Source organism: Pseudomonas sp. PDM15, assembly GCF_014851565.1.
GTDB lineage: Bacteria > Pseudomonadota > Gammaproteobacteria > Pseudomonadales > Pseudomonadaceae > Aquipseudomonas.
In genome coordinates, this window is record NZ_JACVAA010000002.1 from 538,150 (window position 1) to 557,337 (window position 19,188).

A 19,188-nucleotide genomic window follows, 5' to 3' on the forward strand; every position below is an offset into this window, starting at 1 on the left:
AAGCTTTCGCCGCTAGAATGGCCGCCGCGGGATGGAGCAGTCTGGTAGCTCGTCGGGCTCATAACCCGAAGGTCGTCGGTTCAAATCCGGCTCCCGCAACCAGATTCAGAAGAAGGCCACTCAAACGAGTGGCCTTTTTTCTTGCCTACGATTTATGTAATTGATTAAAAAGCAAAAATCGATTGACACATACCCATCCTTGAGTAGAATGGCCGGCGCGGGATGGAGCAGTCTGGTAGCTCGTCGGGCTCATAACCCGAAGGTCGTCGGTTCAAATCCGGCTCCCGCAACCAGATTAAGAACGCCTCGATGGGGAAACCCATCGAGGCGTTTTCTTTTGTGCGGCGTATTTGCCGGCGGCGCCCGCAACTGACTAGAGTGACAACTTTCCACTCCGGTCCGCCCACATGCTGCGCCAAGCCCTCGCCCGCTTTCCCCGCCTCGAACTGATCCCCAGCGCCACGCCGCTGGAACACCTGCCACGCCTCTCCCGGCACCTGGGGCGCGATATCTGGATTAAGCGCGACGACCTCACCCCGCTGGCCCTGGGCGGCAACAAGGCACGCAAGCTGGAATTCCTCGCCGCCGACGCCTTGGCCCAGGGCGCCGATGTGCTGGTCACGGCCGGCGCCATCCAGTCCAACCATGTGCGCCAGACCGCCGCCATCGCCGCCCGGCTCGGCCTGGGCTGCCTGGCCCTGCTGGAAAACCCGATCGACACCGCCGACAGCAACTATCTGAGCAATGGCAACCGCCTGCTGCTAGACCTGTTCGGCGCCGAAATCGAGCCGGTGGCCAACCTGGACAATGCCGACCAGTTGCTGGCCGATGCCTGCGAGTGCCTGCGCGCCGCCGGCCGCAAGCCCTACCTGGTGCCCATCGGCGGCTCCAACGCCTTCGGCGCCCTCGGTTACGTGCGCGCCGGCCTGGAACTCGCCGAGCAGATGCAGCGCAGCAGCCAGGAGTTCGCCGCCGTGCTGCTGGCCTCCGGCAGCGCCGGCACCCACGCCGGCCTGGCCCTGGCGCTGGAACATGCGCTGCCCGGCACCCGCGTGGTCGGCGTCACCGTGTCGCGCCTGGACGCGACCCAGCGCCCCAAGGTCGAAGGCCTGCTGCAGCGCACCGCTGAGCTGCTCAAGGTGAATGTGCCGAACACTCTGAGCATCGAACTCTGGGACCAGTATTTCGCCCCGCGCTACGGCGAGCCGAACGCCGGCACCCTGGAGGCGATCCAACTGCTGGCCCGTCTGGAGGGCGTGCTGCTCGATCCGGTCTATACCGGCAAGGCCTTCGCCGGCCTGCTCGACGGTATCGCCCGAGGCGCCTTCCCCGGCAAAGGGCCGCTGCTGTTCCTGCACACCGGCGGTGCACCGGCGCTGTTCGCCTATCATCCTGCTAAAACCACATGAAACCTGGAAACAAGCACAGGAATAAGCAGATAATTTTTAATTATTTTATCGAATAAAAATTAAACCCTAGAGTTGCCCGACTTTCCGCCCACTGCATAAGAGGCATCCCATGAAATTCACTACTCTGCGTCGTCACTTCCTTCTCGGCAGCCTGAGCCTGCTGCTCGGTGCCAGCCTGGCCACCCCCAGCTTCGCCGCCGACCTGCTGGACGAGGTCAAGGCCAATGGCGCGCTCAAGGTCGGCCTAGAAGGCACCTATCCGCCCTTCAACTACCAGGACGAGAACGGCAAGCTCACCGGCTTCGAAGTCGAGCTGGCCGAGGCCCTGGCCAAGGAACTAGGCGTCAGCGCCGAATTCCAGCCGACCAAGTGGGACGGCATCCTCGCCGCCCTGGAGTCCAAGCGTCTGGACGTGGTGATCAACCAGGTGACCATCTCCGACGAGCGCAAGAAGAAGTACGACTTCTCCGCCCCCTACACCGTCTCCGGCATCCAGGCGCTGACCCGCAAAGCCGATGGCGACAGCATCAAGAGCGCCGCCGACCTGGCCGGCAAGAAGGTCGGTGTGGGCCTGGGCACCAACTATGAGCAGTGGCTGAAGGAAAACGTGCCGCAGGCCGACATCCGCACCTACGACGATGACCCGACCAAATTCCAGGACCTCAACGTCGGCCGCATCGATGTGATCCTGGTCGACCGCCTGGCCGCCTTCGAGATGGTCGAGAAAACCGGTGGCCGGCTGGCCGTGGCTGGCGACGCCTTCTCCCGCCAGGAGGCCGGCATCGCCCTGCGCAAGGGCAACCCGCAGCTGCTGGCCGCCATCGACAAGGCGCTGGCCAAGCTGAAGGCCGACGGCACCCTCAAGCAACTCTCCGAGAAATGGTTCAAGGCTGACGTCACCCAATGATCGAAACCAGCCTGCAGCTTGCGCTGGACTCCCTGCCCTTTCTGCTGAAGGGCACCCTGTGGACGGTGGTACTGAGCCTGGGCGGCATGTTCTTCGGACTGCTGCTCGGCTTTACCCTGGCCCTGCTGCGGCTGTACGGCTACTGGCCGTTGCAGTGGCTGTCGCGGATCTACGTATCGTTCTTCCGCGGCACGCCGCTGCTGGTCCAGCTGTTCATGATCTATTACGGTCTGCCCCAGCTGGGCATCCAGCTGGAGCCGCTGACCGCCGCCCTGATCGGTTTCTCGCTGAACATGGGCGCCTATACCTCCGAGATTCTGCGTGCCGCCATCGCCTCCATCGACCGTGGTCAGTGGGAAGCGGCGGCGAGCATCGGCATGAGCCGGGCACAGACCCTGTACCGCGCCATCCTGCCCCAGGCCGCGCGCACCGCGCTGCCGCCGCTGGGCAACAGCTTTATCTCGCTGGTCAAGGACACCGCGCTGGCCGCCACCATCCAGGTGCCGGAGCTGTTCCGCCAAGCGCAGCTGATCACTGCGCGCACCTTCGAGATCTTCACCATGTACCTGGCCGCCGCGCTGATCTACTGGGTGCTGGCCAGCATCCTGGCGCACTTCCAGGCGCGCCTCGAGGCGCGGGTCAACCGCCACGAGCAGGACTCCTGATGATTTCCGTGCGCAACCTCAGAAAGGCCTTCAAGGGCCAGGAAGTACTCAAGGGCATCGACCTGGACGTCGCTCCCGGCGAGGTGGTGGCCATCATCGGCCCCAGCGGCTCGGGCAAGACCACCCTGCTGCGCTGCCTCAACCTGCTGGAAGAACCCAGCGGCGGGCAGATCAGCGTCGGCAGCATCGCCATCGACGCCGACCAGCCACTCAAGGCCCAGCAGGGCCTGGTACGCAAGCTGCGCCAGCATGTCGGCTTCGTGTTCCAGAACTTCAACCTGTTCCCCCACCGCACCGCCTTGGAGAACGTTATCGAGGGTCCGGTGCAGGTGAAGAAGGAGCCACGCACCCAGGCCATCGAACGCGGCCGCGCCCTGTTGGCCAAGGTCGGTTTAAGCGGCAAGGAGGACGCTTATCCCAAGCGCCTCTCCGGCGGCCAGCAGCAGCGCGTGGCCGTCGCCCGCGCACTGGCCATGCAGCCGGACGTGATCCTGTTCGACGAGCCTACCTCGGCACTCGACCCGGAGCTGGTCGGCGAAGTGCTGGCGACCATCCGCGGCCTCGCCGAGGAGAAGCGCACCATGGTCATCGTCACCCACGAGATGAGCTTCGCCCGCGACGTGGCCAACCGGGCGATCTTTATCGACCAGGGTGTGATAGTCGAACAGGGCGAGGCCAAGACGCTGTTCAGCGCACCGAAGGAAGAACGCACCCGGCAGTTCCTCAGCAAGTTTCTGCTCGACCGCCAGGGCTGATCAGATCTCCACCTGGGTACCCAGTTCGATCACCCGGTTCAGCGGCAGCTTGAAGAAGCGCAGGTTGCTGTTGGCGTTGCGCAGCAGGAAGGCGAACAGCGCCTCGCGCCAGCGCGCCATGCCGAAGCGCTTGCTGGCCACCACCGTCTCGCGGCTGAGGAACCAGGTGGTGCTCATCGGGCTGAAGTCCAGCTCGTTGAGATGGCACAGGCGCAGCGCTTCCGGCACGTCCGGCTCCTCCATGAAGCCGAAGTGCAGGATCACCCGGAAGAAGCCATCGCCATAGGCCTCCACCTCGAAGCGCCGCTCCGGCAGCACCCGCGGCAGGTCTTCGCTGGCCACCGTGAGCAGCACTATCTGTTCGTGCAACACCTGGTTGTGCAGCAGGTTATGCAGCAGCGCGTGGGGCACGGCGTCGGAGCGCGCGGTGAGGAACACCGCCGTGCCGCGCACCCGCAGCGGCGGCTGGCCGCGCAGGCTGGAGATGAAGATCGGCAGCGGCAAGGCGTTGTCGTCCAGACGCTCCACCAGCAGGTGACGGCCGCGCTTCCAGGTGGTCATCAGGGCGAACACCGCCAACCCGGCGATCACCGGGAAGGCTCCGCCCTGGAAGATCTTCGGTACGTTGGCGGCGAAGAACAGCGAATCCACCAGGAAGAACACCAGCAACAGCGGAATGGCGAACCAGCGCGGCGCCTTCCATAGCAACAGCACCACGGCCGCCGACAGCAGCGTGGTGATCAGCATGGTGCCGGTCACCGCCACCCCATAGGCTGCGGCCAGGGCATCGGACGACTCGAAGCCCAGCACCAGCACCACCACGGCGACCATCAGCGCCCAGTTCACCGCAGCGATATAGATCTGCCCCTGCTCCGCATCTGAGGTGTGCTGGATGTGCATGCGCGGGATGTAGCCGAGCTGGATGGCCTGGCGGGTCAGCGAGAAGGCGCCGGAGATCACCGCCTGGGACGCGACGATGGTGGCAAAAGTGGCCAGCCCCACCAGCGGCAGCAGCGCCCAGCCCGGCGCCAATAGATAGAAGGGATTGCGCGCTGCCTCCGGGTTGTCCAGCAGCATCGCCCCCTGGCCGAAGTAGTTCAGCACCAGCCCCGGCAGCACCAGCAGGAACCAGGCGCGGGCGATGGGCTGGCGGCCGAAATGGCCCATGTCGGCATACAACGCCTCGGCGCCGGTCAGCGCCAGCACCACCGCGCCGAGAATGGCCACACCAATGCCCGGGTGGGCGATGAAGAAGTGAATACACCAGTACGGGTTGAGCGCCTGCAGCACCTGCGGCTGATGAACGATACCGTACACGCCCAGTGCGCCCAGAGTGACGAACCACAGCAGCATCACCGGCCCGAACAGAATGCCGATGCGCGCGGTGCCGTGCTTCTGAATCAGGAACAGTCCCACCAGCAGGATCAGCGCCAGCGGCACCACCCAGTGCTCCAGCCCGGCGAAGGCGATCTCCAGGCCCTCCACCGCCGACAGTACCGAGATGGCCGGGGTGATCATGCTGTCGCCATAGAACAGCCCGGCGCCGAACAGGCCGAGCAGCACCAGTACCACCCGCAACCGCGGATAGGGCGAGGCCGCACGCCGGGCCAGCGCGGTCAGCGCCATCACCCCGCCCTCGCCCTGGTTGTCCGCGCGCAGCACGAACAGCACGTACTTGATCGACACCACCCAGATCAGCGACCAGAAGATCAGCGACAGCACGCCGAGCACGCCCTCGTGATTCACCTGCACGCCATAGCCGCCGTTGAACACCTCCTTGAGGGTGTACAGCGGGCTGGTGCCGATATCGCCGTAGACCACGCCCACCGCGCCAATCAGCAAGCCGATGGAGGACGAGGCATGGGGCGACTTAGTGTGCTCGGCGACGACTTCGCTCATGGGCGGCTCCATCCGGACGAGTGGGCAGCGCGACCTGAAACACGCCGCTCAGCCCGATCCAGGGCTGTCGCGGCTCGCTGCAGACGGCCAGGCTGAGCATAGATCAGTTGTCCCGTCAGGCTGTTCAAGCACGCAAGCTGCCGCTAGAATTGCGCACTTTTTGATCAGAGGCGCCCTTCCGAGCGCCCGTTTGAGGTTAGCCCCCGATGTCCACCGCCACGCCCAAAGTCGGATTCGTCTCCCTAGGTTGCCCCAAGGCCACCGTCGACTCCGAACGCATCCTCACCCAGCTGCGCATGGAAGGGTACGAGATCGTCCCGACCTACCAGGATGCCGACGTGGTGGTGGTCAACACCTGCGGCTTCATCGACAGCGCCAAGGCCGAATCGCTGGACACCATCGGCGAAGCCATCGCCGAGAACGGCAAGGTGATCGTCACCGGCTGCATGGGCGTGTCCGAGAACGCCATCCGTGATGTGCACCCGAGCGTGCTGGCCGTCACCGGCCCGCAGCAGTACGAGCAGGTGGTCAACGCCGTGCACGAGGTGATCCCACCCAAGGCCGACCACAACCCCTATGTCGACCTGGTGCCGCCGCAGGGCATCAAGCTCACCCCGCGTCACTACGCCTACCTGAAGATTTCCGAGGGCTGCAACCACAGCTGCGCCTTCTGCATCATCCCGTCCATGCGCGGCAAGCTGGTCAGCCGCCCGGTGGGTGACGTGCTCTCCGAAGCACAGCGCCTGGTCAAGGCCGGCGTCAAAGAGCTGCTGGTGATCAGCCAGGACACCAGCGCCTACGGTGTTGACCTCAAGTACAAGACCGATTTCTGGGAAGGCCAGCCGGTCAAGACGCGCATGAAGGAGCTGTGCGAAGCGCTCTCCAGCATGGGCGTGTGGGTGCGCCTGCACTACGTCTACCCGTACCCGAACGTCGATGACGTGATCCCGCTGATGGCCGCCGGCAAGCTGCTGCCGTACCTGGACATCCCCTTCCAGCACGCCAGCCCGAAAGTGCTCAAGTCCATGAAGCGCCCGGCCTTCGAAGACAAGACCCTGGCGCGCATCAAGTCCTGGCGCGAAATCTGCCCGGAACTGACCATCCGCTCCACCTTCATCGTCGGCTTCCCCGGCGAGACCGAGGAAGACTTCCAGTACCTGCTGGATTGGCTGACCGAAGCCCAGCTCGACCGCGTCGGCTGCTTCCAATACAGCCCTGTGGACGGCGCCCCAGCCAACGACCTGGGCCTGGAGCCGGTACCGGATGACGTCAAGCAGGATCGCTGGGATCGTTTCATGGCGCACCAGCAGGCGATTTCCGCCGCGCGCCTGCAGCGCAAGGTCGGCACCGAGATCGAAGTGCTGATCGACGAAGTCGACCACGAAGGTGCCGTCGCCCGCTCCTGGGCCGACGCCCCGGAGATCGACGGCAGCGTGTTCATCGACTCCACCAGCGTGCAGCCGGGCGACAAGGTCCGCGTGCGCATCGTCGACGCCGACGAGTACGACCTCTGGGCCGAGCTGGTCTGATAGCCTCTCCGCGCCGCAATGAAAAAGCCCCGCCAATGCGGGGCTTTTTTATGCCCGATCCAGTGGGCTGATTACTCCCAAGCCTCCGCGATTGAGCACATGGGTGTAGATCTGCGTGGTCTTCACATCGGAGTGGCCGAGCAACTCCTGTACGGTACGAATGTCCTGCCCACTCTCCAGCAGATGCGTGGCAAAGGAGTGGCGAAAGGTATGCGGCGTGGCCGGCTTATGCAGCCCGACCCGCCGCACTGCGTTACGGATCGCGCGCTGGATAGTCTTCTCGTGCAGATGGTGACGGAAGATGCCGCCAGAGCGCGGGTCCGCGGATCGGTTAATTGACGGAAACACGAACTGCCAGCCCCACTCTGCCGCCGCGTTCGGATACTTGCGCGCTAGCGCATGGGGCAAGTTCGCCCGACCGTAACCTTCCTGCAGGTCCTGATCATGCAGGGCTCGCACCCGCTGCAAATGCAGTTGCAGGGGCGCCGCCAGCTTACGCGGCAGCATAGTCACCCTGTCCTTCTGCCCCTTGCCATCCCGAATCAGGATTTCCAAGCGAGCAAACTCCACATCCTTAACGCGCAAACGCAGCACTTCCATCAAGCGCATACCGGAGCCATATAGCAGGCTGGCTATCAACCACAGCGTGCCATCCAGCTGTGCCAGCACACTCGCCACCTCCTCCCGCGTCAGCACAACCGGCAGACGCTGCGGACGGCGCGCCCTAATCACGCCATCCATCCACGGCAGTTCGATCTGCAACACCTGCTTGTAGAGGAAGAGAATCGCCGACAACGCCTGGTTTTGCGTAGAGGCCGAAACATCCCGGCGCACTGCAAGATCACTTAGAAAAGCCTCGACCTCCGGGCCCCCCATCTCTTGCGGATGACGATACTTGTGAAAGCGGATATAGCGCTTGACCCACTCCAGATAGACAGCTTCGGTGCGAATCGAATAGTGTCGAAGGCGAATTTGCTCGCGTACCTGATCGAGCAGCTTGGGCTTGTCATCCATGTCGCAATTGCTCCCTGATTCATGTCGCATCTCCTGATGCCATCTGCAGGCTAGACAAGGACTTAGCGGACGACAAGGAATGTTATGCGACACATGTGGCGGAAAATATTACGCCACTTGTGTCGTCTACTTATAGTTAGGCGCCTCTCACCATAGCCCATATGAAAACATTCGACTTGTATGCCACCAAAGTCACATCAATTGATGAAATTAAGAGCAGGCTAGAAGCAATTCTCAGTGTAAAGTTTTTCTTGCACGACAGCTCTTTTTGGGGAGCCTACTATCGCTCTGACAATGAATACGCCGAAAGCATACGAATACTGCCAAATTTCAATGGAAAAGAATTGCTATTTGAGGAATTAGAGGAATGGCCAGTCATAGTTGAGGTCAACTCCCCAGAAGACCCCTCGCAGATTATTTCCCATACAGAGACATCGCTCGAACACATTCATCGAACGGAGGTTCAAACAGGAGAGTGGGCGAAAAAATATCTATATGTAGACGGCAAGCTTACTCTTATACTGGAGCGAAGCCTAATATGAGCCAAAGCACCTAACAATGCGCTCAAATCGCTCACTTCGTTCGCTGGGACCGGCTAAAGCCGGCCCCTTAGCTTAATCGTTAGGCCATCATGAAAAGCAGCGAAAACCTAGTTATCCAGCCTGGCAAAGGCGTACTACCAATAGTCTTTGGAATGAAACCAAGTGAGGTAGCAGAGCTTTTTGAAACTAGCCCTTATAGATCTAGGCTTAACAGAAACAAAGAGAGGGAAGAGTTCTGGGAGTGTAACGGCAAGCACTTATCTGTAACCTACAACTCACAAGACGATGAAGTTATCGAAATTACTTTATATCCAGGCTTAGAGGCATGGATAGGAACAGTAAAGATATTAGGCACTGGCGCTGTAAATCCTATTCAATATTTACGTTGGCTTGACGACAGCCCTTTGGAAGGAGTCGGGGTAATGCTATTCAAAAAAATTGGCATCTCTACATCAGGCTTCCATGACAACGACAAATCGCAAGAGTCAATAACTGTAGCCGCCCCTGGCAGATTTGACTCTATTCTTCATCTTCTAACCCCGTGCAAAGCCTAACAATTGGTTCAAATCGCTCACTCCGTTCGCTGGGACCGGCGAAGCCGGCCCCTTAACCAAACGTTAGGCTCCATGAAAAATAATCTTGCATCCCTAATCTCCCACGCAACAGCTGGCGTTGATCCCGTTAGTCTCGACTATTCGGAAAGCTTCCCAGACCCTGCCGCTATCGCCAGACGATGCAATGCCCAAGACACGATCGATGTCATTGCAACAATAGATTCAATATTTGGGGAGCGTGCAAAAGCAGAGCTTTCGGGAGAGGTAAATTGCGATGAGCTGGATGACTACTTTCGCATGATGCAACGCTATGCAACCTTGCTTCCTCACCTCGTAGCTAGATTCCCTAATCAAGTAATTTCGGGCCTTGAGTCCCAGAGCCGAAGCACGAGACTCTTTGTCGCTGATGCACTCACTAAGTCACCTGTTCCTCAAGCCGTTCAACCGCTTCAGGTTGCGCTGGCGTCCGAAACGTTTGACCATATTCGTCGCACACTTGAGGCGGCTATCGTGCGTTGCCAGTCCGCAAAAGCACCAAAGCGGTCCTTATGGACTCGCATACGCGGCAAAGGGGCCTAACAACTGGTTCAAGCCACTCGCTTCGCTCGTTCGGGACCGCGTTCCGCGGCCCCTTAACCAAACGTTAGTCGCATAAGGAAATAAGGTGCAATCAAACATGAATAAGGCTATCGCCGTCACCTCTGCTCTTGCACTTCCATTTTCTGCTTATGCCGCAGAAGCCGCATCAAAATCGGCAATCGAAAACCTTATAATTGCAGCAGCCCCTGTTGTTCTAATTTTCTTCCTAATGTGGGCAGCCATCCGCCTGGGCGCCAAAAAGACAAACGCAGTCAATGAACGAATCGTTGAATCAAACGAGCGCATAGCCAAAAGCCTTGAAGAGCTTGTTGCCATACTCCGCAAAAAAGAGCAGGAGTAATGCGTCTAACAATTGGTTCAAATCGTTCGCTGCGCTCACTGGGACCGGCGAAGCCGGCCCCTTAACCAAACGTTAGGCAGAACATGAAACCGATCCCATTGAACAGTCCAACGAGTAATCGTCGCCACAAAGCAGTTATGGTTGTATTGCTAACCCTTTCTTCGTTTCTAGTTACGGAGCCCAAAACAGCAATCGGGGTGGCAATTACACTAGTTACTGTGCCATTTATTCTTATCGGATTACTCAATTTTCGATGGTGGTGGCATATACGTTTTGGCGGCAGCAAATTTCTTACGCTGGTATTCATTGCAATTATTCTGTGCATTGGACTGTCCTTTACCTACGTAGTAGAACTAATCAATCCATATATAGGTGAGCACTTCGCCTAACAAATGGTTCAAACCGTTCGCTACGCTCACTGGGACGGGCTAAAGCCCGCCCCTTAACCATACGTTAGAACACATCTTTAAATTCTTTGGAGGGGCCAATAAATGAAGGAAGAAAAAACATACAAAGGCCATACCGGCGCCCACCAAAATCCTGACGGAACATGGGTTTGCGGCGGGGCTCATACAGGTGCGCACCAGAATCCTAATGGCACCTGGGTATGCGGTGGCGCACATACAGGAGCTCACCAAAACCCAAACGGCACTTGGGTATGCGGCGGAGCGCATACAGGAGCCCATCAAAATCCCAACGGAACCTGGGTGTGCGGCGGAGAACACACGGGAGCCCACCAGAACCCGGATGGCACATGGGTAGTTGGTGGCGCACACACTGGCGCACATCAAAATCCGAACGGCAAATGGGTATGTGCATAGCTGTGTTCTAACAATGCGCTCAACTGCCGCTCACTTCGTTCGCTGGACAGCCAAAAGCTGCGCTTTTGTCTGCCCGTTAGCTTAATCGTTAGGCCTACATGCATCATGTCTAAGCAACTCGAATCTAAAAGCAAATTTCTGAGCCTTGTTCTACGCCATAAACCAGAAGAAATAGGGCTTACGCTCGATGCAGAAGGATGGGCGAGTTTCGAAGAGCTCATTCAGCTTTCCACCACTAAAAACATATCTCTGACTAAAGAAATAATCCAAGAAATCGTCGCCACGAGTGAAAAGAAGCGTTTTTCCATTGACGCATCTGGTGAGAAAATCCGAGCTAATCAAGGGCATTCCATTGCCGTAGATCTAAAACTCACCCGGCTTGCTCCACCAACCACACTATTCCACGGTACAGCCACGAGATTTATTCCTTCAATTCAGGCCAGTGGCCTTATCCCTGGCTCTAGGCAGCACGTGCATCTATCGGCTGCAGTGACTACGGCCGTTGAAGTAGGTGCCCGTCACGGAAAGCCGGCTATTTTGAAAGTTCGCGCTTCCGATATGCATCAGGATGGGTACGAGTTTTATCAATCTGAGAATGGGGTCTGGCTGACAAAAGCTGTCCCACCACCCTATCTTGAGTTTCCCGACGAGGCCTAACAACTGGTTCAAGTCGTTCGCTTCGCTCACTCGGGACCGGCTAAAGCCGGCCCCTTAACCAAACGTTAGCGGCCAGGGAGGTTACATTGACAATTCGGAGTTTCATCAATACCCGAGTAAGGGTATCAAACGCCGCCATTTATGGAGGCATGCTAGTCAGCGCTGGCTTGGCTCAATACCAGATCAACCAAGGTCAGCAACCCACCGCTTGGTCTCTTGTGGGCTTCTTCATTGGTTTCGCGGCAATGCTAGCGATAAAACTCTCAACAAAATGCCCATCGTGTAAAGGCAATGTCGGGCCAACACTAATGAACAGTGGCCACTTTATTTCATTGCCAAAGAAAATAAAATATTGTCCTTTATGCGGCATAAATATAGACACCAAATAATGCGCTATCCGCTAACAATTCGCTCAAAGCGCTCACTTCGTGAGCTGGGACCGGCGAAGCCGGCCCCTTAGCTTAATCGTTAGGTTACATTTCAAAATGTCCAGCATCGTCTACGGCCACATTCACTGTCTTAGCAGGGAAAAAGAAGCTGAAAATCATAACCGGCGAGTTCTGGAAGGTTTAGGGAACTCTAAGGCACTAATAATTAGCCCCATGTTCAGCCTGCTCGAAAACTCACAAGGGCACTGCTATTACGGACACCTAATGCACTTTGCAGCCTACTACAAAGATTTTTGGTGTCTTGATGATGACTGGATATTCCAATATGAAAAAGTTTTAGAAAGTCTCTATTGGGACAGCTCCGAACTCATACACGCTTACTCCGGCGAGCGTTACACTTGGAGCTCGGCCGGGTCAGACAACAACCCCCAGATAAGTGGGTTGAAAATACAGTCTAAAAGCGCATTCGCCTCTTATCATGTGCAAAATGCAACCTAACAATGCGCTCAAAGCGCTCACTTCGTTCGCTGGGACCGGCGAAGCCGGCCCCTTAGCTTAATCGTTAGGTCTTAAAAAAAGGTAACACTGTGGCCATAGTTATAGCTTGGGAGCCCGGAACAATAGGGCACTACTTGGGCGCCCTCAAAACCTGGTTCCGACGCTTAATGCGACACCGAATTTTTGACGCCATTGAGCGTGGCGACGATGCTCTTGCCCTTAAATTTGCGCAAAAAAAGAGAACATTAAGAGCCAAAGATGAGTGGGGGCGATTTCCGCTGCCAGCAAGTATTCTTCGTAAACGTAGTCACCTTGCGTGCCAACTAATTGAGATTGGGGCGTATCAAACAGGAGACAACTCAGTTATTCATGCCGCCATGTGCAACGATCTACTTGTGGTCAATAAGCTCATTGAGGCTGGGGCGACATTAGACGAACTTGATGCAGAACACCATGGTTGGAGCGCCTTAATGTGGGCTACTAACCGGCACCACTTCGAAATCATGAAGGCACTTTTATCTGCAGGCGCAAATATTGATTCCATCGGCTCAGACGGCTCCACCGCTATTATTTTCACACGCGCAGGGCGCGAAAATGACCTAGTAGCCCTAGAAATACTATGTGCTTACCAGCCCAAACTAACTGTTAAAGACTGCCGTGGAAGAACGATCATTGATGAAGCTAGGGATCGTGAGCGCTTCAGCGGGAAGCCCGCAATGAAAGAAATTCTAATAAAGCACTACCCTGAAATATTCTCGTGAGACCTAACAATGCGCTCAAAGCGCTCACTCCGTTCGCTGGGACCGGCGAAGCCGGCCCCTTAGCTTAATCGTTATACGCCACGAGGTAATTATGGAGCTTGGAATTATTGATCGTTTGGTGCACTCCACAGTAAGAATCGAGTGCGAAAACGATAAAGGCGAAAAGTCTTCAGGAACTGGATTCTTCTTCGGCTTCCTGAAAAATGGCGATCAATGTATTCCCGCAATTATTACCAACAAACATGTTATAGCCGGGGCTGTTAAGGGTAAATTCCACATGACCTTACGGGACGAGAATGGATTTCCCAAGGTCGGCGAGCACTTAGGCATTACCTTTGACAACTTTGAGAGTCAATGCATAAAACATCCAGACCCCAACATTGATCTAGCAATTTTTCTAGCAGGCCCACTTTTAAATCAGGCAAAAGAAATGGGCTCTGATTTTTTCTACGTCATCCTTGATGAGTCAATAATTCCAACAACTGCAATTCGTACATCATTAACCTCAATGGAAGACATAGTGATGATCGGTTACCCAAATGGAATTTGGGATGAGAAAAATAACCTGCCTCTTATCCGAAAAGGCATAACCTCAACGCATCCAAATATTGAATTCAATGGGGCTCCTGAATTTCTGATTGATGCCGCTTGCTTTCCAGGGTCAAGTGGATCGCCTGTATTTCTAGCAAACATCGGCAGTTACACAGATAAAAAAGGCAATACGATAATAGGAACGCGAGTTGGGCTATTAGGCGTTCTCTATGCCGGCCCACAACATACCGCGCAAGGAAATATCGTCATTCAACCAGTCCCAACAAGCCAAAGGGCCATAGCCCTTTCCTCTATACCCAACAATCTGGGAATAGTTATACAGTCAAGCAAGATTAAAGACTTTGAGCCAATAATTAGAAACATAACCGGGCAGTGACGTATAACAATTGGTTCAAATCACTCGCTACGCTCGCTGGGACCGGCTAAAGCCGGCCCCTTAACCAAACGTTAGAAACCAAAGATGGACAGGTGTCAGTCCCTAAAACGCAAGAAATGACAGTGACCGTCAAAGTAGAAGCTGGTGAGTCAATTGAGGTTGCGCTCCGCAAACTCAAGAAAAAGTTAAAGCACGAGACAGATCGGCGCTGGTACAAGCGAAGATTTGGCTATTACGAAAAACCATCCATATTGAAGCGCAAGGCAAAAAAGATGAAAGAGCTTTCAATACAGTCAGGTGGTAATTTGTGGTTGAAAATTGGCCTTAAGGAGCAATTTTCTAAAAGTGGCAATTCAGCTGCGGGGCGCTAGTCGTGCAATTGTTTTCTAACAATGCGCTCAAAGCGCTCACTTCGTTCGCTGGGACCGCGTTCCGCGGCCCCTTAGCTTAATCGTTAGGTTCCATATGCAATCCGAGATCGAAAAAAAGATTTGGGAGACTATCCGAGAGTTAGAGCCAAAAGCAGAGGCTGGCGATGCTGATGCTCAACATCATCTATTTGTACTGCTGCACTCAGAAGCAATGTCCACATATGACACAAGCCTTTTTGAAAAAGCAGAGACTTACCTATTTCAATCAGCCAAGAGCGGATTTCCGGATGCTATTGAATCACTCCAAAATCACGAGGCAAGGAAACATGGCTTCACGCAAAGAGTTAAGCGCAGAAGTGAAACCTAACTAGTGGTTCAAGTCGTTCGCTACGCTCACTCGGGACCGGCTAAAGCCGGCCCCTTAATCAAACGTTAGGTAACCATGGACAGACCTAAGCCGCCCGCCATTCAAGACTCCGCAAAGGTAATAGCCTTTGCCATAGTTGATGAATCTGTTACCTATACAGGCAGAATTTCCACATACGTAGATGGAAACCTTATAGGGCCGGTACCAAAACTCTCTATATGCCAGAACCCAGGAGAGGACGACTATCTCCTTTTCTATTGCAATGAGCAGTGGGAGGTCCTTGCCGCTGGTGGCGGAGACTCAATTGAACAGGTTAAGAACACAGCAGAAAAAGCATATTCCGGCATTTCTAGTAGGTGGCAATGGTTCAACTACTGGTTCAAGCCGCTCGCTTCGCTCACTCGGGACCGGCTAAAGCCGGCCCCTTAACCAAACGTTAGCCCCTCCACCCGATTCGCTGCAAGCTAAGCTCCTCCTCCCACCCATTCGGATACCGCGCATGTTCTCCCACGTCTTCCTTGGCATTGGCGACTTCGAACGAGCCCTGGCGTTCTATCAGCCGTTGATGAACGCGCTGGGCAATCAGCTGCGCTTCAGCGATGCGTCGCGGCCCTGGGCCGGCTGGCAGCCGATGCAGGCCGAACCGCGCCCCTTGTTTCTGATTGGCAGACCTTATAACGGGCAGCCGCATGCAGGTGGCAACGGGCAGATGGTGGCCTTCGCGGCACCCAGCCGAGCCGTGGTCGACAGTGCCTATGCCGTCGCCCTGGCCCATGGCGGCAAGTGCGAGGGCGAACCGGGGTTGCGCCCCGAGTACCATGAGCACTATTACGGCGCCTACTTCCGCGACCCGGACGGTAACAAGCTGTGCGTGGTCTGCCACGACGCGCAGGACTGAGCCATGGACATTCTCTGGTCCGACTCACTCGAAGGCATTGACTGGGACGAGCTTTCCGCCCTGTACCTGGCCGCGCCGCTGGGAAACAAGAGCCCGGATTGGCTACGCACCGCCTTCGGCAATAGCCTGTTGCGCTGCCTGGCGTATGTCGACGGCAGGCTGGTGGGTGCCGGTCGCGCGCTGGCCGATGGGGTCGATTGCTCCTACATTTGCGACGTCGCTGTGTTGCCCGAGTATCAGGGCAGCGGCCTCGGCCGCGAGATCGTGACGCGGCTGGTGGCGGCCTCGCGCGGGCATCGCAAGATCATTCTCTATGCAGTACCGGGCAAGGAGGACTTCTATCGTCGCCTCGGCTTCCGCCGTATGAGCACGGCCATGGCGATCTTCGAGGACGAGGCGCAGGCACTGCGCCAGGGCTACATCAGCGAAAGCTGATCCAGTTCAGCGAGGGTTTCACATGTACAACGGAAGTTGCCTATGCGGGGCGGTGCATTACGAGATTCGCGGCGAGCTCGGCCCGGGGTTCTTCTGCCACTGCTCGCGCTGCCGCAAGGCTGGCGGTTCGGCCTTCGCCTCCAACGTGCTGGTTGCCACCACGGATTTCGTCGTCACCGCCGGAGAGGATGCGCTGAAGGACTTCTGCACTGCCGAGGGCAGCCACCGGGTGTTCTGCAGCCACTGCGGCTCGCCCATCTACAGCCGCCGCGAGCAGATGCCGGAGATCGTACGGGTGCGCATGGGCAGCCTCGATACCCCAGTCGAACAGGGCCCTGGCGCGCATATCTTCGTCGCGTCCAAGGCGCCGTGGCTGGAGATCTGCGACCAGCTCCCGCAATACCCGGAGCGCCCACCGGTGGCCCCGGCCAAGCCCTGAGGATCGCGCCATGCTCTGCGAACACCTGCGCGCACTGGAACAGGCTCTGCTGCACAACGGCGCCGAGGAGACGTTTCGCGGCCAGGCCTGGTCGGAGAACTGCCGCGAGTGGGTGTACTTCGATGTGCGCCGGGACCTGAGCGCGCTGCAGCGGCGTTTCGCCCTACCCGCCTGCGTACAGCCCCACGAGAACGCAGACCCACACTCCGGCCAGGAACGAGGGCTGGTCTGCACGCAATGCCACAATGCGGTGATGGGGCTGTTCACTAGCGACAAAGTGTTTCGATGAAGACTATGGATGCGCGCGGTACTGCGAGCAACTCCGCCCAACCGGCCACCCTAGCGAGCGCGGAGTCATGACCGAGCTGCTGATCAATCTGGACGTGCCGGACCTGGAACAGGCCGTGGCCTTCTACGAGCAGGCCGCCGGCCTGCGTCTGCGCCGCTATCTGTTCGACGGCAGCGTTGCCGAACTGGAGGGCGCGCCGGTGCCGGTCTACCTGCTGCACAAGGAGCCCGGCAGCGCTCCGGTCGCCAATCGTGTCCTGCGCCGCGATTACGCAGCCCACTGGACGCCGCTGCATCTGGACCTAGTTGTGGCGGATCTGGACAGCGCACTGGCTCGCGCCCTGGCCGCCGGTGCCCGCCTGGAGCGCGGCCCGATTGACGAGGCTTGGGGGCGTCTGGCCGGCCTGCGCGATCCGTTCGGCCATGGTCTCTGCCTGCTGCAATGGCGCGGCCGTGGCTACGACGAGGTGGCCGACTGAGGCGAGCGCTCGCTACCATGGGCGGGTTTCCCGCCACGCGTGCCGCCATGTCTCATTCCGTCAGCCCCATCGGTTTCCTGCGCTCCTGCTTCAAGGAGAAGTTCGCCATTCCCCGTCAGCCGCAACTGGCCCCGGCCGCTCGCGGCGTGCTGGAGCTGGTAGCGCCGTTCGATCGCGCCGAGGCGGTCGAGGGGCTGGAGCAGGTCAGTCACGTGTGGCTGCTGTTCCTCTTCCACCAAGCCCTGGAGGACAAGCCGCGGCTCAAGGTGCGGCCGCCGCGCCTGGGCGGCAACGCCTCGCTGGGGGTGTTCGCCACCCGCGCAACGCACCGCCCCAATGGCATCGGCCAATCGGTGGTGAAGCTGGAGAAGGTCGAGCCGGGGCGGCTGTGGTTGTCCGGCATCGACCTGCTGGACGGCACGCCGGTGCTGGATATCAAACCCTATGTACCCTATGCCGATGGCGTGCCCGGCGCGTCCAATCGCATCGCCGATGCGCCGCCGACGCCGATCAAACTGACCTGGAGTGACGAGGCGCTGCAACAGGCACGGCAACACGCCCTGCGCCTGGGCGAGCCACTGGTCGAACTGATCGAGCAATGCCTGGCCCAGGATCCGCGACCCGCCTACCAGGTTCCGGAGCCCGAGCGCCGCTACGGCGTGCTGCTGTGGGATGTGCAGGTGCGCTGGCACTACCCCGAGCCGGGGCGTATCTGCGTGCTGGAAGTGGTGCCGGGCTAATCCATCATCCAGAAACGACAAACCCGCCAATGGCGGGTTTGTGTTTGCGGCGGCTGGCGCTTACTTCTCGACGAAGGCACGCTCGATCAGGTAGTCGCCCGGCTCACGCATGCGCGGGGAGATCTTCAGGCCGAAGCTGTCGAGCACTTCGCTAGTCTCGTCGAGCATGCTCGGGCTGCCGCAGATCATCGCGCGGTCGTCCTGCGGGTTGATCGGCGGCAGGCCGATGTCCTCGAACAGTTTGCCGCTGCGCATCAGGTCGGTCAGGCGGCCCTGGTTCTCGAACGGCTCGCGGGTCACAGTCGGGTAGTAGATCAGCTTGTTCTTCAGCGCATCGCCGAAGAACTCGTTCTTCGGCAGGTGCTCGGTGATGAACTCGCGGTAGGCGACTTCGTTCACGTAGCGCACGCCGTGGACCAGGATGACCTTCTCGAAGCGCTCGTAGGTTTCCGGGTCCTGAATCACGCTCATGAACGGCGCCAGGCCGGTGCCGGTGCTGAGCAGGTACAGGTGCTTGCCGGGGTTGAGGTCATCGAGAACCAGCGTGCCGGTGGGCTTCTTGCTGATGATGATCTCGTCGCCTTCCTTGAGGTGCTGCAGCTGCGAGGTCAGCGGGCCGTCCGGCACCTTGATGCTGAAGAACTCCAGGTGCTCTTCCCAGTTCGGGCTGGCGATGGAATATGCGCGCATCAGCGGGCGGCCATTGGGCTGCTGCAGGCCGATCATGACGAACTGGCCGTTCTCGAAGCGCAGGCCCGGGTCGCGGGTGCACTTGAAGCTGAACAGGGTGTCGTTCCAGTGGTGCACACTGACGACGCGTTCCGAGTTCATGTTGCTCATGCGGGTGTCCTCAAAAGTCTCGGTTTTCAGATTGCCGGAAAACACCCTCGACCCATTTGCGTC

The 19,188-nt window shown here is 58.1% G+C and carries 23 protein-coding genes and 2 tRNA genes; 22 read left to right on the forward strand and 3 right to left on the reverse strand.

The genetic code is table 11. The features are described from left to right. Window positions 1–25: 25 nt before the first annotated feature. The 6 genes from IB232_RS06600 (at window position 26) to tcyN (ending at window position 3,736) form a co-directional block, all read left to right on the forward strand. Window positions 26–102, forward strand: a tRNA-Met gene (locus tag IB232_RS06600). A gap of 114 nt (window positions 103–216) precedes the next feature. Beyond that, window positions 217–293, forward strand: a tRNA-Met gene (locus tag IB232_RS06605). A 114-nt stretch (window positions 294–407) separates the two neighbouring features. Continuing rightward, window positions 408–1,409 (forward strand): D-cysteine desulfhydrase, encoded by a 1,002-nt coding sequence (locus IB232_RS06610; RefSeq protein ID WP_192397729.1) that lies wholly within the window; start codon window positions 408–410, stop codon window positions 1,407–1,409. Window positions 1,410–1,518: 109 nt separating this feature from the next. After that, entirely contained in the window at window positions 1,519–2,316 is a 798-nt protein-coding gene (tcyJ, locus tag IB232_RS06615; RefSeq protein ID WP_192397730.1) for a cystine ABC transporter substrate-binding protein, read from the forward strand. After that, entirely contained in the window at window positions 2,313–2,981 is a 669-nt protein-coding gene (gene tcyL, locus IB232_RS06620) for a cystine ABC transporter permease (RefSeq protein WP_192397731.1), read from the forward strand. The genes tcyJ and tcyL overlap by 4 nt, the downstream gene beginning before the upstream one ends. Next, window positions 2,981–3,736 (forward strand): L-cystine ABC transporter ATP-binding protein TcyN, encoded by a 756-nt coding sequence (tcyN, locus tag IB232_RS06625; RefSeq protein WP_192397732.1) that lies wholly within the window; start codon window positions 2,981–2,983, stop codon window positions 3,734–3,736. The genes tcyL and tcyN overlap by 1 nt, the downstream gene beginning before the upstream one ends. On the opposite strand, the gene IB232_RS06630 is transcribed toward tcyN, so the two are convergent. Continuing rightward, on the reverse strand, window positions 3,737–5,635 hold the full coding sequence (locus IB232_RS06630) for a potassium transporter Kup (RefSeq protein ID WP_192397733.1): 1,899 nt from the start codon (window positions 5,633–5,635) through the stop codon (window positions 3,737–3,739). Between the two features lie 206 nt (window positions 5,636–5,841). Between IB232_RS06630 and rimO the strand changes: the two genes are divergently transcribed. Further along, window positions 5,842–7,164, forward strand: coding sequence for a 30S ribosomal protein S12 methylthiotransferase RimO (gene rimO, locus IB232_RS06635; RefSeq protein WP_137971346.1), 1,323 nt, complete (start codon window positions 5,842–5,844; stop codon window positions 7,162–7,164). Window positions 7,165–7,212: 48 nt separating this feature from the next. On the opposite strand, the gene IB232_RS06640 is transcribed toward rimO, so the two are convergent. Further along, window positions 7,213–8,178 carry an integron integrase gene (locus tag IB232_RS06640; RefSeq protein ID WP_192397734.1) on the reverse strand — a complete coding sequence of 322 codons (966 nt, stop codon included), beginning with the start codon at window positions 8,176–8,178 and terminating at the stop codon, window positions 7,213–7,215. Window positions 8,179–8,339: 161 nt separating this feature from the next. Here IB232_RS06640 and IB232_RS06645 point away from each other — a divergent pair, with 161 nt between their 5' ends. The 15 genes from IB232_RS06645 (at window position 8,340) to tsaA (ending at window position 18,285) form a co-directional block, all read left to right on the forward strand. After that, entirely contained in the window at window positions 8,340–8,720 is a 381-nt protein-coding gene (locus IB232_RS06645; RefSeq protein WP_192397735.1) for a hypothetical protein, read from the forward strand. An 89-nt stretch (window positions 8,721–8,809) separates the two neighbouring features. Further along, window positions 8,810–9,274: a hypothetical protein gene (locus IB232_RS06650; RefSeq protein ID WP_192397736.1), complete on the forward strand. Its 465-nt coding sequence runs from the start codon at window positions 8,810–8,812 to the stop codon at window positions 9,272–9,274. Between the two features lie 676 nt (window positions 9,275–9,950). Continuing rightward, window positions 9,951–10,214: a hypothetical protein gene (locus IB232_RS06655; RefSeq protein WP_192397737.1), complete on the forward strand. Its 264-nt coding sequence runs from the start codon at window positions 9,951–9,953 to the stop codon at window positions 10,212–10,214. Window positions 10,215–11,140: 926 nt separating this feature from the next. Beyond that, window positions 11,141–11,692: an RNA 2'-phosphotransferase gene (locus IB232_RS06660; protein ID WP_192397738.1), complete on the forward strand. Its 552-nt coding sequence runs from the start codon at window positions 11,141–11,143 to the stop codon at window positions 11,690–11,692. Window positions 11,693–12,713: 1,021 nt separating this feature from the next. Continuing rightward, entirely contained in the window at window positions 12,714–13,340 is a 627-nt protein-coding gene (locus IB232_RS06665; protein WP_192397739.1) for an ankyrin repeat domain-containing protein, read from the forward strand. A 91-nt stretch (window positions 13,341–13,431) separates the two neighbouring features. Continuing rightward, window positions 13,432–14,268, forward strand: coding sequence for a S1 family peptidase (locus IB232_RS06670; protein ID WP_192397740.1), 837 nt, complete (start codon window positions 13,432–13,434; stop codon window positions 14,266–14,268). Between the two features lie 122 nt (window positions 14,269–14,390). Then, window positions 14,391–14,639: a 30S ribosomal protein S21 gene (rpsU, locus tag IB232_RS06675; protein ID WP_318652239.1), complete on the forward strand. Its 249-nt coding sequence runs from the start codon at window positions 14,391–14,393 to the stop codon at window positions 14,637–14,639. Window positions 14,640–14,733: 94 nt separating this feature from the next. Then, window positions 14,734–15,006 (forward strand): hypothetical protein, encoded by a 273-nt coding sequence (locus tag IB232_RS06680; protein ID WP_192397741.1) that lies wholly within the window; start codon window positions 14,734–14,736, stop codon window positions 15,004–15,006. A 75-nt stretch (window positions 15,007–15,081) separates the two neighbouring features. After that, window positions 15,082–15,435 carry a hypothetical protein gene (locus tag IB232_RS06685; protein ID WP_192397742.1) on the forward strand — a complete coding sequence of 118 codons (354 nt, stop codon included), beginning with the start codon at window positions 15,082–15,084 and terminating at the stop codon, window positions 15,433–15,435. Window positions 15,436–15,505: 70 nt separating this feature from the next. Next, window positions 15,506–15,904 carry a VOC family protein gene (locus IB232_RS06690; RefSeq protein ID WP_192397743.1) on the forward strand — a complete coding sequence of 133 codons (399 nt, stop codon included), beginning with the start codon at window positions 15,506–15,508 and terminating at the stop codon, window positions 15,902–15,904. Window positions 15,905–15,907: 3 nt separating this feature from the next. Further along, window positions 15,908–16,339: a GNAT family N-acetyltransferase gene (locus IB232_RS06695; RefSeq protein ID WP_192397744.1), complete on the forward strand. Its 432-nt coding sequence runs from the start codon at window positions 15,908–15,910 to the stop codon at window positions 16,337–16,339. Between the two features lie 22 nt (window positions 16,340–16,361). Beyond that, window positions 16,362–16,778: a GFA family protein gene (locus tag IB232_RS06700; RefSeq protein ID WP_192397745.1), complete on the forward strand. Its 417-nt coding sequence runs from the start codon at window positions 16,362–16,364 to the stop codon at window positions 16,776–16,778. 10 nt (window positions 16,779–16,788) lie between these two features. Further along, the gene (locus IB232_RS06705; protein WP_192397746.1) at window positions 16,789–17,067 is read left to right on the forward strand and encodes a hypothetical protein; all 279 of its coding nucleotides are present in this window, start codon (window positions 16,789–16,791) and stop codon (window positions 17,065–17,067) included. Window positions 17,068–17,134: 67 nt separating this feature from the next. Further along, window positions 17,135–17,545 (forward strand): VOC family protein, encoded by a 411-nt coding sequence (locus IB232_RS06710; protein WP_192397747.1) that lies wholly within the window; start codon window positions 17,135–17,137, stop codon window positions 17,543–17,545. Between the two features lie 47 nt (window positions 17,546–17,592). After that, the gene (gene tsaA, locus IB232_RS06715; RefSeq protein ID WP_192397748.1) at window positions 17,593–18,285 is read left to right on the forward strand and encodes a tRNA (N6-threonylcarbamoyladenosine(37)-N6)-methyltransferase TrmO; all 693 of its coding nucleotides are present in this window, start codon (window positions 17,593–17,595) and stop codon (window positions 18,283–18,285) included. 60 nt (window positions 18,286–18,345) lie between these two features. On the opposite strand, the gene fpr is transcribed toward tsaA, so the two are convergent. Next, complete coding sequence (gene fpr, locus IB232_RS06720) at window positions 18,346–19,125, reverse strand: ferredoxin-NADP reductase (protein WP_137971335.1); 780 nt, start codon at window positions 19,123–19,125, stop codon at window positions 18,346–18,348. Between the last annotated feature and the right edge of the window lie 63 nt (window positions 19,126–19,188).

Coding starts and splice junctions, on each gene's coding strand:
- IB232_RS06650 (WP_192397736.1), top strand. CDS start 8,810: ATGAAAAGCAGCGAAAACCTAGTTATCCAGCCTGGCAAAGGCGTACTA.
- IB232_RS06705 (WP_192397746.1), top strand. CDS start 16,789: ATGCTCTGCGAACACCTGCGCGCACTGGAACAGGCTCTGCTGCACAAC.
- IB232_RS06645 (WP_192397735.1), top strand. CDS start 8,340: ATGAAAACATTCGACTTGTATGCCACCAAAGTCACATCAATTGATGAA.
- IB232_RS06610 (WP_192397729.1), top strand. CDS start 408: ATGCTGCGCCAAGCCCTCGCCCGCTTTCCCCGCCTCGAACTGATCCCC.
- IB232_RS06660 (WP_192397738.1), top strand. CDS start 11,141: ATGTCTAAGCAACTCGAATCTAAAAGCAAATTTCTGAGCCTTGTTCTA.
- IB232_RS06680 (WP_192397741.1), top strand. CDS start 14,734: ATGCAATCCGAGATCGAAAAAAAGATTTGGGAGACTATCCGAGAGTTA.
- fpr (WP_137971335.1), bottom strand. CDS start 19,125: ATGAGCAACATGAACTCGGAACGCGTCGTCAGTGTGCACCACTGGAAC.
- IB232_RS06700 (WP_192397745.1), top strand. CDS start 16,362: ATGTACAACGGAAGTTGCCTATGCGGGGCGGTGCATTACGAGATTCGC.
- tcyN (WP_192397732.1), top strand. CDS start 2,981: ATGATTTCCGTGCGCAACCTCAGAAAGGCCTTCAAGGGCCAGGAAGTA.
- IB232_RS06670 (WP_192397740.1), top strand. CDS start 13,432: ATGGAGCTTGGAATTATTGATCGTTTGGTGCACTCCACAGTAAGAATC.
- IB232_RS06630 (WP_192397733.1), bottom strand. CDS start 5,635: ATGAGCGAAGTCGTCGCCGAGCACACTAAGTCGCCCCATGCCTCGTCC.
- tsaA (WP_192397748.1), top strand. CDS start 17,593: ATGTCTCATTCCGTCAGCCCCATCGGTTTCCTGCGCTCCTGCTTCAAG.
- rimO (WP_137971346.1), top strand. CDS start 5,842: ATGTCCACCGCCACGCCCAAAGTCGGATTCGTCTCCCTAGGTTGCCCC.
- tcyJ (WP_192397730.1), top strand. CDS start 1,519: ATGAAATTCACTACTCTGCGTCGTCACTTCCTTCTCGGCAGCCTGAGC.
- IB232_RS06640 (WP_192397734.1), bottom strand. CDS start 8,178: ATGGATGACAAGCCCAAGCTGCTCGATCAGGTACGCGAGCAAATTCGC.
- IB232_RS06710 (WP_192397747.1), top strand. CDS start 17,135: ATGACCGAGCTGCTGATCAATCTGGACGTGCCGGACCTGGAACAGGCC.
- IB232_RS06655 (WP_192397737.1), top strand. CDS start 9,951: ATGAATAAGGCTATCGCCGTCACCTCTGCTCTTGCACTTCCATTTTCT.
- tcyL (WP_192397731.1), top strand. CDS start 2,313: ATGATCGAAACCAGCCTGCAGCTTGCGCTGGACTCCCTGCCCTTTCTG.
- IB232_RS06685 (WP_192397742.1), top strand. CDS start 15,082: ATGGACAGACCTAAGCCGCCCGCCATTCAAGACTCCGCAAAGGTAATA.
- IB232_RS06695 (WP_192397744.1), top strand. CDS start 15,908: ATGGACATTCTCTGGTCCGACTCACTCGAAGGCATTGACTGGGACGAG.
- IB232_RS06690 (WP_192397743.1), top strand. CDS start 15,506: ATGTTCTCCCACGTCTTCCTTGGCATTGGCGACTTCGAACGAGCCCTG.